Source organism: Arthrobacter sp. Cza30, from assembly GCF_059090765.1.
Map to the genome: position 1 here is coordinate 241,924 of NZ_JBNHGA010000009.1, position 14,545 is coordinate 256,468.

Here is a 14,545-nt window from a genome sequence, read left to right on the forward strand (position 1 = left end):
CCTCACACGACCGCGCCGGCGCGATAGCCGACGCCGCGCACCGTCGTGACGATCCGCGGGTTGTCGGGGTCCTGCTCGACCTTGGCCCGCAGTCGCTGCACGTGGACGTTCACCAGACGCGTGTCGGCCTTGTAGTGGTACCCCCACACCTGCTCCAGCAGCATCTCGCGCGAGAACACCTGCTGCGGCCTGGACGCGAGCGCGACGAGCAACTCGAACTCCAGGGGCGTCAGCGGAATCGCCGTGTCGCCCCGCCGCACCTCGTGCGCGGCGACATCGACCGTCAGATCACCGATCCGGAGGGTGTCACCGGTCGGCTGGCTGGCGGGACGCAGACGCGTACGGATGCGCGCGACGAGCTCCTTCGGGTTGAAGGGCTTGACGATGTAGTCGTCGGCACCCGACTCCAGGCCCTTCACGACATCCGCCGTGTCGGTGCGGGCGGTCAGCATGATGATCGGGATGCCGGACTCGGAGCGGATGCGGGTGCACACCTCGATGCCATCCATGCCGGGCAGCATGAGGTCGAGGAGGATGAGGTCGGGCTTCTCGGTGCGCCAGGCGTCGACGGCCTCCCCGCCGTCGGCGCAGAACACCGTGTCGAATCCTTCGGTGCGCAGCACGATGCCGATCATCTCGGCGAGGGCGGTGTCGTCGTCGACCACCAGGATGCGTGAAGTCATCGCGCGCGTTCGTTCCTTTTCGTCCGGCACGACGACGGCAGGCGCCATCCCCATGCGCTTCCCACAGAGTAGTCGACGGTGCCTGTGCGCGAGCCGAAGCGCGGCCGAGACACCTCTGCGCGCCGGGGATGCGGCCGCGGACGATGTGGAACGATAGGGGTCACGCGGCCGGCGTTGCGACGCGATGGGCCGCGGAACGATGGAAGGGGAACACCGTGAGCGCGTATCCGGCCTGGACGCCGGCATCCCGGCCCGGCATCATCCCGCTCCACCCGCTGACGTTCGGGACGATCCTCGGCCGCTCGTTCGCGGCGCTGCGACAGAACCCCCGCGTGCTGCTCGGCTTCGCGCTCATCGTGCAGACCCTCGCCTACATCGTCGTGCTGGTCGCCCTGCTCGCGGTCACGTGGGCCGCGTTCTCGCGCCTGGACACGCTCCGCCCCGGTACCGACGAGTACGACACGGTGCTGGCGGGATCGATCGGGATCACCGTGGTGGCGGGCATCGTGCTGGGGCTCGCCGCGGGAGCGCTGAGCGTGCTCGTGCAGGCGGTCGTGGTGGTCGAGGTGACCCACGCCGCCCTGGCCGAGAAGCTCTCGCTCGGTGCGCTGTGGCGCCAGGTGAAGCCCATCGCATGGCGGCTCATCGGCTACTCGCTCCTCGTCATCCTCGCCGTCGCCGCGCTCGTGACCGTCGTGGTTCTCGGGGTGATCGGGATCGCGATGGTCGCACCGCCCGCCGCGATCGTCCTCACGATCCTCGTGATCCTCGCGGCCATCCCGCTGACGTGGTGGCTGATGATCAAGCTGCTGCTCGTGCCGGCGACGATCATCGTGGAGCACGCCACCATCTCCCAGGCGCTGGTGCGCTCCTGGACGCTCACGCGCGGCCGGTTCTGGCCGGCCCTCGGCGTCATCCTGGTGATCTCGGTCATCTTCGGAGCGGTGGCCCAGGTGGTGAGCATCCCGTTCACGTTCCTCTCGATGGGGCTGACCACGGTGGTCGCCCCGACCGGCGATCCCGAGCCGAGCGCCATCATCGGGATGATCGCGACCGGCCTGCTCACCCAGGTCGTCACGCTCCTGCTGCAGTCGGTCGCCATCGTCGTGCAGTCCACGGCGACGGCGATCATCTACATCGACTGCCGCATGCGCCGCGAAGGACTGGACCTCGACCTGCTCGCCTACATCGAGCGCAGGGACGCCGGGGCGACCGATCTGGGCGACCCCTACCGTCAGAACGTCGGCCGAGTGATCGCGCCGCGCGGGTGGGCCACGCCCGGCTACGCCGCGCCGGGGGCCCTTCCGCTCGGCTACCCGGGTCAGCCGGGCGCGGGCGGCATCCCGCCGCACTCCGCCGGCTACGCCCACCCCACCGGGTACGTGATGCCGGCGCGGTCACCGGCCGCACCATGGCCGTCGTCGGCGGCTCCGGGTCCCGCGTCGGCCCCCGCGCTGGCGGCCGAGGCGCCCGCGCCGGCATCCGAGCCGCCCGCGCAGCCGGCCGCAGCGCAGGCCCCGTCGTCGACGACGTGGACCGCGCCCGGCGCTGCGGCTTCGGACCGCGACCGCGGAGCACCGTGAGCCCGGCGGCTGCGCTCGCGCGTTCCGCCGACGCGGTGCCGCCGCTCACACCGGACGGCGACGAGGCGCGGGAGTGGGCGAAGCGGGAGCTGGCCGATCCCGTCTACGACATCGCGGAGCCGACGCCGTTCGATCGCATCGCGCGCGCGATCGGCGACTTCATCCAGTCCATCCTGTCGCCCGACGTCTCCGGCGGCTGGGCTTCGGCATTCGCGGTGGTCGCCGCTGTCGTGGTCGTGGTCGTCATCGTCGCGGCCTTCCTCGTGTGGGGCATGCCGCGCGCCTCGCGCCGGGCCGCTCGCGCATCGCCGGTCATCCTCGGCGAAGCAGAGGTCCGCTCGGCGGCGCAGCTGCGCGCCGAGGCCGAGCGCCACGCCCGCGCCGGCGAGTGGGACGCGGCGGTGGTGCTGCGCTTCCGCTCGCTCGTGCGCGGATGCCTCGAGCGCGGCGTCGTGGACACTCCGCCGGGCGCCACCGTGCACGCCTTCGCGCGGGCGGCCTCGCGTGCCTTCCCCGATCTGGCCGACGAGCTGGAGGCCGCCGCGGTCGCGTTCGACGATGTCCGCTACCTGCGCAGACCCGGCACCGCGGAGACGTATCGCCTCGTCGCGGCGACGGAGGACGCCGTCACGCGAGCGCGCCCGGGTCGGAAGGCAGCTCCCGTGCCGGCGGTGCCCGCGTGAGCGTCGGCACCTCCGGCTCCGCGCCGGCGGCGGCGGCAGCCGCCCGGGAACCGCACGCCACCCGCAGAACCGCGCCGCGTGCCCGGCGCATCGCCGCCTGGATCGCGATCGGCCTGGGGCTGCTGCTGATCGGCGGGATCGGTGCGGCGATCTCGGCGGCGAACCAGTGGGCCGAGCGAGACGCCCTCGATCCGGCATCCGCGGGGCCGGCGGGCACGCGCGCCCTCGCCGGAATCCTGCGTGAGCACGGCGTGGAGGTCGTGATCGCCCGGGACCGCGCCGCCGCGGCGGACGCCCTCGCCGGCGCGGCCGCGACCCTCGTCCTGCCGGATGCTCCCGCACTGTCCGATGACGCCGTGCTGGAGATGGCCGATGCCGCCGACGACGTGGTGCTCGTCCAGCCCCGCGCGCGCACGCTGGACCTCCTCCTCCCCGGGTCGACGCCCGCCGGTGTCGCACCGGTCGGAGCCGTCGAGCCCGGATGCGCTCTCGGCGACGCGCAGCGGGCAGGACCGATCGAACCCGTCGGCGTCTTCACCGCCGCGCAGAACGCCACGGCGTGCTATCCCGCAGGGGACGGCCACGGACTCCTGGTCGCCACCGACGGGGACCGCAGGGTCGCCGCGGTCGACGGCCGGGAGCTGTTCGTCAACGACCGCCTCGCCGACCACGGCAACGCCGCCCTCGCCCTGAACCTGGTGGGGAGGCATCCGGTCGTCGTCTGGTACGTGCCCAGCCCCGCCGACACCGACCTGTCCGACGCGGATCCGACCCTTGGTGAGCTCACTCCGCCCTGGGTGAGCCCCGTCATCGTGCTGCTGTTGGTCGCCGGCGTCGCCGCGGGCCTCTGGCGCGGCCGCCGGTTCGGGCCGCTGGTGACCGAGCGGCTTCCGGTCACGGTCCGCGCGTCCGAGACGACCGAGGGCCGCGCGCGGCTCTACGCCCGCTCTCGCGACGCCGTGCACGCGGCCGACCAGCTGCGCCTGGGGACGCTCGGCCGGCTCGCGCGCATGCTGGCACTGGGCCCGGGCGCGTCGGCGACCGAGATCGCCGACGCCGCCGCGCTGCGGACCGGCCTGGACCGCGGCGCCGTGCGGGGCATCCTGATCGACGACGTTCCCCGCGGCGACGCCGAGCTCGTCGCACTCAGCTCTCGCCTTCGTCACCTCGAGGACGCCGTGCAGACGGCGATCCGCCCGGAAAGGAACCATCGATGACCGACCTCGCCCCCACCCCGGATGCCGCTGCGGAGGACGCCGAGCTGCGGGAGGCGATGAACCGCGTGCGCCTCGAAGTCGGGAAGGCCGTCGTCGGTCAGGACGGCACCGTCACGGGACTGCTCATCGCGCTGCTCGCTCGCGGTCACGTGCTGCTGGAGGGCGTGCCGGGCGTCGCCAAGACGCTGCTCGTGCGGGCCTTCTCCGCCGCGCTGGGCCTGGACACCAAGCGCATCCAGTTCACGCCCGACCTCATGCCCGGCGACGTCTCGGGGTCCCTCGTCTACGACGCCCGCACCGGCGAGTTCGAGTTCCGTCCGGGGCCGGTGTTCACCCACATCGTCCTCGCCGACGAGATCAATCGGACCCCGCCGAAGACGCAGGCGGCGCTGCTGGAGGCCATGGAGGAGCGCCAGGTCTCCACCGACGGCGTGACACGGCCTCTGCCCGAGCCGTTCCTCGTCGCGGCCACGCAGAATCCGATCGAGCACGAGGGCACCTACACGCTTCCCGAAGCGCAGCTGGACCGCTTCCTGCTGAAGCTGCACGTCGAGGTTCCCGCGCGGGACGCGGAGCTCGCCGTGCTGAGACGCCACGCCTCGGGGTTCGACCCGCGCGACCTCGGCGCGGCGGGACTGCAGCGCGCGGCGAGCCCGGATGAGATCCGCGCCGCCCAGCGTGCGGCGGCCGCCGTCACGGTCTCCGACGACGTCCTCGGGTACGTCGTCGACCTGGCACAGGCGACCCGCAGCAGCCCGTCGGTGCAGCTGGGCGTCAGCCCGCGCGCGGCGACCGCCCTGCTCGCCGCCGCGAAGGCGTGGGCCTGGCTGGGCGGCTACCCCGCCATCACGCCCGACCACGTGCAGACGATGCTCGTCCCCACGTGGCGGCATCGCATCCGGCTGCGTCCCGATGCCGAGCTGGAGGGCGTCTCCGTGGACGCCGTGCTCGGCTCGGTGCTGCAGCAGACGCGCGTGCCGGTCTGATCCGCCTCCGCTCATGTACGTCACCGGTCGTCTCCCGCTGCTGCTGATCCTCGGCGCGGCCCCCGTCGTGCTGCTGTCGGCGGGCGGCGTGAACGCCTGGCTGGCCACCGGCGGCTGGATCGTCCTGTGTGCGCTCGCGGCTTTCGGCGACGCCGCCGCGGCGGCGGATCCCCGACGTGTGGCGATCACGAGACGGGTGCCGCGGCGCGTCCTGCTCGGACAGCCGGTCCTCGCCGAGCTCGACGTGCGGAACACCGGCGAGCGCACGCTGCGCGGGTGGCTGCGGGATGCGTGGCAGCCGACCGCCGGGGCGCCCTCGGACCGACCGGCGATCGACATCCCCCCGGGCGAGAGCCGGCGCATCGGCATCCCGCTGCTGCCGCGTCGCCGCGGCGAACTGCGATCGGGGTTCGTGGTCGTGCGCGCAGACGGGCCGCTGCGGCTCGCCGGCCGCCAAGCGCGGATCGATGCGCCGGGCGGCGTGCGCGTCCTGCCGCCGTTCACCGCGCGCCGGCATCTGGCTTCCCGATTCGCGCGTCTGCGGGAGCTCGACGGCAACACCAGCGTGCAGGTGCGCGGGCAGGGCACGGAGTTCGACAGCCTGCGCGAATACGTCCGCGGGGACGACGTGCGGTCGATCGACTGGCGCGCCACGGCCCGAGCGGGAACGACGATGCTGCGGACGTGGCGTCCGGAGCGCGACCGGCACGTCGTCCTCATGATCGACACCGGCCGCACCGCGGCCGCCCGCGTCGGCGACGGCGTGCGCATGGACGCCGCGATGGAGGCGGCGCTGCTGCTGGCCGCCCTCGCCGCCCGGGCCGGTGACCACGTGCACCTGCTGATGTTCGACCGCGTGGTGCGTGGGCGGGTGTCCCGCGTGGACGGCCCGGCGCTCCTGCCCGCGCTCGTGGATGCCATGGCGCCCGTCGAGCCCCAGCTCATCGACACGGATTGGGATGCCGCCTTCTCGCAGATCCGGACGCTGGCCCCGCGGCCCTCACTCGTCGTGCTGCTCACCGCGCAGGACGCCGCCGAGGCGGCGCGCGGCTTCCTGGGTTCGCTTCCGGCGCTCGCGCGGGAAGCCCACGTGCTGGTCGGCACGGTGACCGGCGACAGACCGGCGATGCCCGCGCGCCCGGATGCCGCCGACGTCTACCACGCGGCCGCCATCGCGCGCGCCGAGCGAGACGCCGCGGTCGTGGCCGCAGGCATCGCGCGAGCCGGGGCCGAGGCGATCGCCGACACGCCTGACGCGCTCCCGCCTCGGATCGCGGACCGCTACCTCGCGCTCAAGGCTGCCGGGCGCCTCTGACCGCCCCGGGCGGAGGAATGCCGGATGCTGCGGCGAAACCGACACTCCGAGCGCGATTCCTGGGAAAAACCTGAGGATGCCGCTACTGTCGGCCGCGGAGAAAGGAGTCCGCCATGCCGGATACCACCGAAGCCCCGTCGACCGTCAACCGACTCGTCGCCGAGGCGTTGGGAACGTTTCTGCTCGTCTTCGGCGCCGTCGGCACGGCGCTCGTCGCCGGGGAGGTCGTGGGCGCCCTCGGGATCGCCCTCGCCTTCGGCCTGACCATCATCGCCGGCGTCTACGCCTGGGGTCCGGTCTCAGGCGGCCACTTCAACCCTGCCGTCACCCTCGGTCTCGCCGCCGCCGGCCGCTTCCAATGGAAGGACGTGCCCGGCTACGTCATCGCGCAGGTCATCGGCGGTGCGCTCGGGACCACCCTCATCGTGCTCATCGGCCTGTTCGGTCCGGAGGGCTGGCTCGCCGCCGCACAGGACGGCGGCTTCGCCAGCAACGGCTTCGGCGACCACTCCCCCGCCGGATTCGGCATGGGCGCCGCGATCATCGCCGAGATCCTCTTCACGGCGATCTTCGTGATGATCATCCTCGGCGTCACGCACCCGCAGCGGGGCACCGCCGGCTTCGCCGGGCTCGCGATCGGGCTCACGCTGACGCTCATCCATCTGGCCTCGATCCCCATCGACAACACGTCGGTCAACCCCGCGCGCTCGATCGCGGCCGCGATCTACGGCGGACCGGACGCCCTGATCCAGCTGTGGGTGTTCATCCTCTTCCCGATCGTCGGCGGCGTGCTCGCGGGCTGGCTGCACCGCGCCCTGTTCGAGCCGACCGGTGTGCGCCCCGCGCAGGCGGAAGCCCGCGTCAAGTAGCGTCCACGCGAAAGCGGCCCGTCCCCTCCGGGACGGGCCGCTTCCATATGCGGATCAGACGAGGTCGAACCGGTCGAGCTCCGTGACCTTGCCCCACGCCTTGACGAAGTCGCGGACGAACTTCTCGGCGGCGTCGTCGCTGGCATACACCTCGGCGACCGCGCGCAGCTCCGAGTTCGAGGCGAACAGCAGGTCGACGCGCGTGCCGACGCCCACCGGCTCACCGGAGCCGTCCTTGCTGCCCGAGAACGCCTGCGAGCCGGGGTCCAGCGGCTTCCAGGTCGTGCCCAGCTCCAGCAGCCTCACGAAGAAGTCGTTGGTCAGCACGCCCTTGCGGTCCGTGAACACGCCGTAGTCCGAGCCGTCCCAGTTCGCACCCAGCACACGAAGACCCCCGACCAGCACCGTCATCTCGGGCGCGCTCAGCGTCAGCAGGTTCGCCTTGTCGATGAGCTGGTGCTCCTGCGGCAGGGCGGCCTTGCGCGTGTAGTAGTTGCGGAAGCCGTCGGCGACCGGCTCGAGGTAGGCGAACGAGTCGGCGTCGGTCTGCTCCTGCGTGGCGTCGGTGCGCCCCGGGTGGAAGGGGACCTCCACGTCGAATCCGGCGTCCTTCGCCGCCTTCTCGACCGCCGCATTGCCGGCGAGGACGATCAGGTCGGCGAGCGAGACCTTCTTGCCGCCGGTGCGTCCCTCGTTGAACGCGGCCTGCACGCCCTCCAGAGCGGCCAGGACGGTCGCCAGCTGTGCCGGGTTGTTCGCCTCCCAGTCCTTCTGGGGTGCGAGGCGGATGCGGGCGCCGTTGACGCCGCCGCGCTTGTCGCTGCCGCGGAAGGTGGATGCCGCCGCCCAGGTCACCGACACCAGCTGCGACACCGTCAGGCCGGTTTCGAGGACCGCCGCCTTCAGCGCCGCGGCGTCGCCCGCGTCGATGAGCTCGTGGTCGACCGGGGGCACCGGGTCCTGCCAGATGAGCTCCTCGGCGGGGACCTCCGGGCCGAGGTACCGCGCGATGGGACCCATGTCGCGGTGGGTCAGCTTGAACCAGGCACGGGCGAACGCGTCACCGAAGGCGACCGGGTCGTCCTTGAAGCGACGGGAGATCTTGTCGTACTCCGGGTCCATGCGCAGCGCGAGGTCGCTCGTGAGCATGCGGGGCTCGCGGCGGCCGTCGGAGTGCGCCAGCGGCACCATGTCCTCGCCCGCACCGTTGACCGGCCGCCACTGGTGGCCGCCGCCGGGGCTGCGCATGAGCTCCCACTCGTACGCGTACAGGATGTGGAAGAACTCGTTGTCCCAGCGCGTCGGGTGGTAGGTCCACGTGACCTCCAGGCCCGAGGTGATCGTGTCGTCGCCCTTGCCGGTGCCGTGGTTGTTCTTCCAGCCGAGCCCCTGCATCTCCAGGCCCGCCGCCTCGGGGTTGCTCTCGAGGTTGGTGTCGGGTGCGGCGCCGTGGGTCTTGCCGAAGGTGTGACCGCCGGCGATGAGGGCGACGGTCTCCTCGTCGTTCATGCCCATGCGGCCGAACGTCTCCCGGATGTCGCGCGCGGAGGCGATCGGGTCGGGGTTGCCGTTCGGGCCCTCCGGGTTGACGTAGATGAGCCCCATCTGCACCGCGGCGAGCGGCTTCTCGAGCTCGCGGTCGCCCGAATACCGCTCGTCGCCGAGCCACGTCGTCTCGGGACCCCAGTACACGTCGTCGTCCGGCTCCCACACGTCGGCGCGGCCGCCGCCGTAGCCGAAGGTGTTGAAGCCCATCGACTCCAGCGCCACGTTGCCGGCGAGGATCATGAGGTCGGCCCACGACAGGTTCCGGCCGTACTTCTTCTTGACCGGCCACAGCAGGCGGCGGGCCTTGTCGAGGTTGACGTTGTCGGGCCAGCTGTTCAGCGGCGCGAAGCGCTGCATGCCGGCACCGCCGCCGCCCCGGCCGTCGGTGGCCCGGTAGGTGCCCGCGCTGTGCCACGCCATGCGGATCATGAAAGGTCCGTAGTGACCGAAGTCGGCGGGCCACCAGTCCTGCGACGTGGTCAGCACCTCTTCGATGTCCTGCTTGACGGCGGCGAGGTCGAGGCTCTCGAATGCGGCCTTGTAGTCGAAGTCCTCACCGAGCGGGTTCGCCACGGCGGGGTTCTTCGCCAGGATCTTCAGGTTCAGCTGGTTCGGCCACCACACGCGGTTCGCCGAGCCGACGGTCGGGTGCGGCTGCGATCCGGTCCAGGACGGCGTCGCCGGCTGCTGCGCGTCGCCGTGGATGACCGGGCATCCCCCGACGTTGTCCTCGTTCGAGCGGGGACGGTCCTCGCCGTCGAACCGCTCGTCGACAGGCGTGTCGATCGGGGTGACGGCCTGGTCGATGTCCGTCGGGTTCTCACCGATCTGCTCGACGACGTCTTCTCTGTCGGTCATGGATGTCCTTCCGTTGAGAGGTGGATTCGGGTGGGCGTTCGCGACCGGCGAGGTCACGCGTCCGCGCAGGAGGTGCACAGACCCCAGAAGGTGACCTCCGCGGTGTGGATGCGGAAGCCGTGGGTCTCGTCGGGGTGCAGGCACGGCGCCTGCCCGACGACGCAGTCGATGTCCTCCACGCGCCCGCATGCGGTGCAGACGACGTGGTGGTGGTTGTCGTCGACGCGCAGCTCGAACAGCCCGGGATGTCCGGCCGGCTCGATGCGGCGGGCGATGCCCGTCGTGACGAAGTCGCCGAGGGCGTTGTAGACCGACTGCACGCTGGTCGCCGGCACCGTCGCCTTGACACGCTCGAACAGCGCGTCGGCGGGTGCGTGGGGAAGCGAGCGGAGGGCGTCGTAGACGGCGCGGCGGGTGTCGGTCACCCGGAGCCCGGCCCGCCGGATCGCGGCATCCGTCGACGTCTCCTCGACGGGAGCGGAGGGAGCGGGCATGTCCCCATCCTAGCCGCTTGTTTTGAACGGATCAAAACAAGCGGATGAACGGCTCACCCCGCCACGAGGGTCGGCGTGCCGGTCTCGTACTCGGTGAGATCGCCCGTCTCCCCCAGCCGGTGCGCGCGGCGTCCCACGAGGAGCATGTACGCCAGGAACAGGGCGAGGGCGGCGGCCCCGATTCCGATCTTGACCGGCCACGGCCAGGGCTGCGCCGTCACGAAGCCCTCGATGAGGCCGGAGACGCCGAGCGCCATCACCAGCCCGATCGCGATCGTGGCGAGCGAGCGGCCGGCCGCGGCGAGCGCCTCCCCGCGCGTGCGGGCCCCGGGGGCCACCCAGGCCCAGAAGATCCCCAGGCCCGCTGCCGCCGCGACGAAGATGCTGGTGAGCTCGAGCAGACCGTGCGGGAGGATGTACAGGACGAAGACGTCCCCCCGGTCGAACGCCGTCATGACGGCGGCCGCTGTGCCGACGCCCACGGCGTTCTGGACGAGGACCATGATCGGCCACACGCCGGTCACGCCGAACAGCACGCACTGCGCCGCGATCCAGGCGTTGTTCGTCCAGACCGTCCCCGCGAACACCGCCGCCGGGTTCTCGCTGTAGTACTCGGTGAACTCGTTCTCCGCGTACTGCTCCAACTGCGCCCGCGGACCGAGACTGGCCACGAGGACCGGGTCGGCCGCGACCCACGCCGCCACTGTCGCGACGACGGCGACGAAGCCGACGGCGATGGCGAGGGTGGACCACCGCACGCGGTACAGCGCGGCCGGCAGCTGCAGCACGAAGAAGCGGGGAATCTGCCGCAGGACGTTCTCCGGCGTCCCGGTCAGGCGCAGGCGTGCGCGCGCCAGCATGGTGGAGATGTGATCGCTCTGGATGCTTCGGCCTGCCGACGTCTTCGCCTCGGCGAGGTCGGCCGAGGCGGCGCGGTAGCGGACCACAAGTTCGTCGACCTCGGCGCCGGACAGGTGACGCGCACGACTGAGCTCGTCCAGCCGCTCCCACTCCGCCCGCCGGGCGGCCGTGAGCGCGTCGAGGTCCATGCGATTTACTGTAGCCATGCCTGCTGAGCGCGCGATCGTCGACATCCACCAGGATGAGGTGCTCACCGGCGAGGCGGTGGCGCTGGACGTGCAGCCGCTGGGCTTCTTCCTGCGCGCGCTGGGATGCTTCATCGACATGCTCCTCGGCGTCGCCGTGCTGCTGCTGTTCGCCCTCGTGTCGAGCTGGCTAGTCGGCATCGGCGCGATCGATTCCGCGCTGCAGCCGGTGCTCACGATCGTCGTCGTCGTCCTCGTCACGGTCGTCGTCCCGACCGTCGTCGAGACGGTCACGCGGGGAAGGAGCCTCGGCCGGCTCGCGGTGGGCGGACGCATCGTCCGCGTCGACGGCGGAGCCGCCGGGTTCCGTCACGCGTTCATCCGGGCTCTCGTCGGCGTGCTCGAGCTGTGGTTCACCATCGGCGCCGTCGCCGCGCTCGTCGGAGCCTTCACGCCGCGCTCGCAGCGACTGGGCGACCTGCTCGCGGGCACCTACTGCGAGCGCACGCGCACCCCGAAGCTGCCCGACTCGGGGCTGGGCGTGCCGCCGGTCCTGCACGAGTGGGCCGCGGTCGCCGACGTCGCACGCCTGCCCGAGCGGCTCTCGCGCCGGCTCGCGCAGTTCGCCCGGTCCGCGCCCAGCATGGAGCCGTCGGCGCGCGCCCGCGTCGCGGCATCCCTCGCCGCTGAAGCCGCGCAGCACGTCTCCCCCGTGCCGGCGGTGGACCCCGAGACCTTCCTCATCGCCGTCGTCGCGGTGCGCCGCGACCGCGAGCTGCGCGCTCTGCAGCTCGAGACCGCGCGCGCTGACGCGCTGACGGCCGCCGCCGCGGCCCCTCCTCGCGGCTTCCCGGCCCGCTGACCCCGATCCTCCTTCGCGAGACAGCAACGGAGCACCGAGACTGCGTGACCGGTCGCGCTGTCTCGGCGCCCGGATGCTGTCTCGCGGTCGAAGGCGGCGCGACGGGACCGAACGAGGCGACCGCGGTCAGTAGCGGTAGTGGTCGAGCTTGTACGGGCCCTCCACCGGAACGCCGAGGTAGGCGGCCTGCTCGTCGGTGAGGGTCGTCAGCTGCACCCCGAGAGCCGGAAGATGCAGGCGAGCGACCTTCTCGTCGAGCGACTTGGGCAGCGTGTACACCCCCACCGGGTACTGGTCGCGCTTGGTGAACAGCTCGATCTGCGCGAGAACCTGGTTGGTGAACGACGCGCTCATCACGAACGACGGATGCCCCGTGGCGTTGCCGAGGTTCATCAGCCGGCCCTCGCTGAGCACCAGGACGCTCCGTCCCGTGGGCAGGCGCCACTCGTGCACCTGCGACTTGATCTCGATCCGCTCCGCGCCCGGGATCGCGGCCAGGCCCGCCATGTCGATCTCGTCGTCGAAGTGCCCGACGTTGCCGACGATCGCGAGGTGCTTGAGCGCGAGCAGGTGCTCGGCTGTCACGACGCGCGTGTTGCCGGTGCCCGTGATGACGATGTCGACCTGGCCGGCGACGTCCTCGAGCCGCGCGACCTGGAAGCCGTCCATCGCGGCCTGCAGCGCGCAGATCGGGTCGACCTCGCCCACGATCACGCGCGCACCCTGCCCGCGCAGCGCCTCGGCCGCGCCCTTGCCGACATCGCCGTAACCGGCGACGAACGCCACCTTGCCGCCGATGAGCACGTCGGTGGCGCGGTTGAGCCCATCGGGCAGCGAGTGGCGGATGCCGTACGTGTTGTCGAACTTGGACTTGGTCACCGAGTCGTTGACGTTGATCGCGGGGAACAGCAGCCTGCCGGATGCCGCGAGCTCGTAGAGCCGGTGCACGCCCGTCGTCGTCTCCTCGGTCACCCCGAGCAGCTCCGCCGCCATGCGCGTGAAGCGCTGCGGGTCGCGCTCGATCGAGGCCCGCAGCGTGTCGAGGACGATGCGGTACTCGGCGGAGTCGCCCGGCGCGGGCGCCGGGACCGCGCCGGCCTTCTCGAACTCGACGCCCTTGTGCACCAGCAGGGTGGCGTCCCCGCCGTCGTCGAGGATCATGTTGGGTCCGTCGAAGCCCTCGTCGGACCAGTCGAAGATGCGGTCGGCGAGGCGCCAGTACTCCTCGAGCGTCTCGCCCTTCCACGCGAAGACCGGCACACCGGCCGGCGCGTCGACGGTTCCCGTGGGGCCGACGACGACCGCGGCGGCGGCCTCGTCCTGTGTCGAGAAGATGTTGCAGCTGGCCCACCGCACCTGCGCGCCCAGCGCGACGAGGGTCTCGATGAGCACGGCGGTCTGCACGGTCATGTGCAGCGAGCCCGCGATGCGCGCGCCCCTGAGCGGCTGCGAGGGACCGAACTCCTCGCGCAGCGCCATCAGACCCGGCATCTCGTTCTCGGCCAGGCGCAGCTGGTGTCGCCCGGCTTCGGCGAGACTCAGGTCTGCGACCTCGAACGCGAACGGCGCGGCTGCGCCGGCAGGCGTCGCCTGCGCGTTCGTCGAACGGGCGGAGCGAGTTGAGACGTCGGTCGTCATCCGCCTATTGTCCCACGCGGGATCAGACCCGCAGCGTCTCGTGCCGCACGACCACCCAGCCTCGCGGCACCGACATGCGGTCGGTGTGGATCGCGCACAGGTCGTGCGCGTGCGGGTCGCCCACGGCGCCGAGCGGTCCGAGAGCCGCCATCTGATCGGCGTAGTCGTAGGTGAGCGTCGACACGGCCTCACGGGCGCAGCCGACCTTGGAGCAGACTCTCTCGCGCATCGCGTCGACCTTAGCGCCGGTTCCGGACATCGGACCGGATGCCGCGCCGGAGCGAGGCATCCGACCTAGGATGAAGGCATGGCTTGGCGGCGCACCCGGACGAGCGATCGCGCACCACGCCGCGCGTCGCGCCATGGTCGCCACGGCCGCGAGGGCCGCAGCCCTGTCGTACGCCCACCGCTGCCGCCGCTCGACACCCGCGTCGACCGGTTCGATCTGGCCGTCGGGACCGCCGCGGAGTTCCTGCGCTCGGCGTGGGAGGAGCTGCGTGACGTGCGATTCGAGGTCGCCGACATGCCGGCCGCTCCCGGTGAGAACGGGATCCCGCGCTGGACGGTGCTGCGCGACGCCCAGCGGATCATCCTCTACCGCCTGCCGATCGAGCGACTCAGCCACCTGCACCGAGACGACGAGCTGCATCGGCGCATGCTGGTCGAGGGTGCGGTGTTCCGGGCCGCGGCCGAGTACCTGAACCGCGATCCGTGGGACCTCGGCCCCGAGCGCTTCCGCTACTTCTGAATCCCCGCCCTCCGC

14 protein-coding genes are annotated in these 14,545 nt (G+C 72.1%); 8 read left to right on the forward strand and 6 right to left on the reverse strand.

Annotation, left to right across the window (positions count from 1 at the left end; genetic code table 11):
- Positions 1-2: 2 nt before the first annotated feature.
- Entirely contained in the window at positions 3-683 is a 681-nt protein-coding gene (mtrA, locus tag AC5RVZ_RS27690; RefSeq protein ID WP_494068823.1) for an MtrAB system response regulator MtrA, read from the reverse strand.
- A gap of 215 nt (positions 684-898) precedes the next feature.
- Between mtrA and AC5RVZ_RS27695 the strand changes: the two genes are divergently transcribed.
- The 6 genes from AC5RVZ_RS27695 (at position 899) to AC5RVZ_RS27720 (ending at position 7,336) form a co-directional block, all read left to right on the forward strand.
- Positions 899-2,266, forward strand: a complete 1,368-nt coding sequence (locus AC5RVZ_RS27695; protein ID WP_494068824.1) for a DUF7847 domain-containing protein — start codon at positions 899-901, stop codon at positions 2,264-2,266.
- A complete protein-coding gene (locus AC5RVZ_RS27700) occupies positions 2,263-2,949 on the forward strand; it encodes a DUF4129 domain-containing protein (protein ID WP_494068825.1) in 687 nt (228 codons plus the stop codon). The genes AC5RVZ_RS27695 and AC5RVZ_RS27700 overlap by 4 nt, the downstream gene beginning before the upstream one ends.
- Positions 2,946-4,166, forward strand: coding sequence for a DUF4350 domain-containing protein (locus AC5RVZ_RS27705; protein WP_494068826.1), 1,221 nt, complete (start codon positions 2,946-2,948; stop codon positions 4,164-4,166). Before AC5RVZ_RS27700 ends, AC5RVZ_RS27705 begins: the two co-directional genes overlap by 4 nt.
- On the forward strand, positions 4,163-5,152 hold the full coding sequence (locus tag AC5RVZ_RS27710) for an AAA family ATPase (RefSeq protein ID WP_494068827.1): 990 nt from the start codon (positions 4,163-4,165) through the stop codon (positions 5,150-5,152). Before AC5RVZ_RS27705 ends, AC5RVZ_RS27710 begins: the two co-directional genes overlap by 4 nt.
- 13 nt (positions 5,153-5,165) lie before the next feature.
- Positions 5,166-6,467, forward strand: coding sequence for a DUF58 domain-containing protein (locus tag AC5RVZ_RS27715; RefSeq protein WP_494068828.1), 1,302 nt, complete (start codon positions 5,166-5,168; stop codon positions 6,465-6,467).
- A 113-nt stretch (positions 6,468-6,580) separates the two neighbouring features.
- Positions 6,581-7,336 carry an aquaporin gene (locus AC5RVZ_RS27720; protein WP_494068829.1) on the forward strand — a complete coding sequence of 252 codons (756 nt, stop codon included), beginning with the start codon at positions 6,581-6,583 and terminating at the stop codon, positions 7,334-7,336.
- Positions 7,337-7,390: 54 nt separating this feature from the next.
- Here AC5RVZ_RS27720 and katG read toward each other — a convergent pair whose 3' ends face one another.
- Genes katG through AC5RVZ_RS27735 form a run of 3 tightly spaced genes read right to left on the reverse strand, consistent with a single transcriptional unit; the run spans position 7,391 to position 11,285 of the window.
- Positions 7,391-9,742, reverse strand: a complete 2,352-nt coding sequence (gene katG / locus AC5RVZ_RS27725) for a catalase/peroxidase HPI (protein ID WP_494068830.1) — start codon at positions 9,740-9,742, stop codon at positions 7,391-7,393.
- Positions 9,743-9,795: 53 nt separating this feature from the next.
- The gene (locus tag AC5RVZ_RS27730; RefSeq protein WP_494068831.1) at positions 9,796-10,236 is read right to left on the reverse strand and encodes a Fur family transcriptional regulator; all 441 of its coding nucleotides are present in this window, start codon (positions 10,234-10,236) and stop codon (positions 9,796-9,798) included.
- Positions 10,237-10,289: 53 nt separating this feature from the next.
- On the reverse strand, positions 10,290-11,285 hold the full coding sequence (locus tag AC5RVZ_RS27735) for a stage II sporulation protein M (RefSeq protein ID WP_494068832.1): 996 nt from the start codon (positions 11,283-11,285) through the stop codon (positions 10,290-10,292).
- Positions 11,286-11,301: 16 nt separating this feature from the next.
- Here AC5RVZ_RS27735 and AC5RVZ_RS27740 point away from each other — a divergent pair, with 16 nt between their 5' ends.
- Positions 11,302-12,144, forward strand: a complete 843-nt coding sequence (locus tag AC5RVZ_RS27740) for an RDD family protein (protein WP_494068833.1) — start codon at positions 11,302-11,304, stop codon at positions 12,142-12,144.
- Positions 12,145-12,270: 126 nt separating this feature from the next.
- Here the strand turns inward: AC5RVZ_RS27740 and ahcY are convergent, their stop codons facing one another.
- Both ahcY and AC5RVZ_RS27750 read right to left on the reverse strand, forming a co-directional pair.
- Positions 12,271-13,782, reverse strand: coding sequence for an adenosylhomocysteinase (gene ahcY, locus AC5RVZ_RS27745; RefSeq protein WP_494068834.1), 1,512 nt, complete (start codon positions 13,780-13,782; stop codon positions 12,271-12,273).
- A 22-nt stretch (positions 13,783-13,804) separates the two neighbouring features.
- The gene (locus AC5RVZ_RS27750) at positions 13,805-14,011 is read right to left on the reverse strand and encodes a DUF3499 family protein (RefSeq protein ID WP_494068835.1); all 207 of its coding nucleotides are present in this window, start codon (positions 14,009-14,011) and stop codon (positions 13,805-13,807) included.
- A gap of 78 nt (positions 14,012-14,089) precedes the next feature.
- Between AC5RVZ_RS27750 and AC5RVZ_RS27755 the strand changes: the two genes are divergently transcribed.
- Entirely contained in the window at positions 14,090-14,530 is a 441-nt protein-coding gene (locus tag AC5RVZ_RS27755; protein WP_494068836.1) for a metallopeptidase family protein, read from the forward strand.
- The last annotated feature ends 15 nt before the right edge of the window (positions 14,531-14,545 follow it).

Bases quoted from the DNA above. Each gene is read 5' to 3' on its own strand.
- AC5RVZ_RS27730 (WP_494068831.1), bottom strand. From the start codon at position 10,236: ATGCCCGCTCCCTCCGCTCCCGTCGAGGAGACGTCGACGGATGCCGCG.
- AC5RVZ_RS27720 (WP_494068829.1), top strand. From the start codon at position 6,581: ATGCCGGATACCACCGAAGCCCCGTCGACCGTCAACCGACTCGTCGCC.
- AC5RVZ_RS27715 (WP_494068828.1), top strand. From the start codon at position 5,166: ATGTACGTCACCGGTCGTCTCCCGCTGCTGCTGATCCTCGGCGCGGCC.
- mtrA (WP_494068823.1), bottom strand. From the start codon at position 683: ATGACTTCACGCATCCTGGTGGTCGACGACGACACCGCCCTCGCCGAG.
- AC5RVZ_RS27740 (WP_494068833.1), top strand. From the start codon at position 11,302: ATGCCTGCTGAGCGCGCGATCGTCGACATCCACCAGGATGAGGTGCTC.
- AC5RVZ_RS27755 (WP_494068836.1), top strand. From the start codon at position 14,090: ATGGCTTGGCGGCGCACCCGGACGAGCGATCGCGCACCACGCCGCGCG.
- AC5RVZ_RS27735 (WP_494068832.1), bottom strand. From the start codon at position 11,285: ATGGACCTCGACGCGCTCACGGCCGCCCGGCGGGCGGAGTGGGAGCGG.
- ahcY (WP_494068834.1), bottom strand. From the start codon at position 13,782: ATGACGACCGACGTCTCAACTCGCTCCGCCCGTTCGACGAACGCGCAG.
- AC5RVZ_RS27750 (WP_494068835.1), bottom strand. From the start codon at position 14,011: ATGCGCGAGAGAGTCTGCTCCAAGGTCGGCTGCGCCCGTGAGGCCGTG.
- AC5RVZ_RS27710 (WP_494068827.1), top strand. From the start codon at position 4,163: ATGACCGACCTCGCCCCCACCCCGGATGCCGCTGCGGAGGACGCCGAG.
- katG (WP_494068830.1), bottom strand. From the start codon at position 9,742: ATGACCGACAGAGAAGACGTCGTCGAGCAGATCGGTGAGAACCCGACG.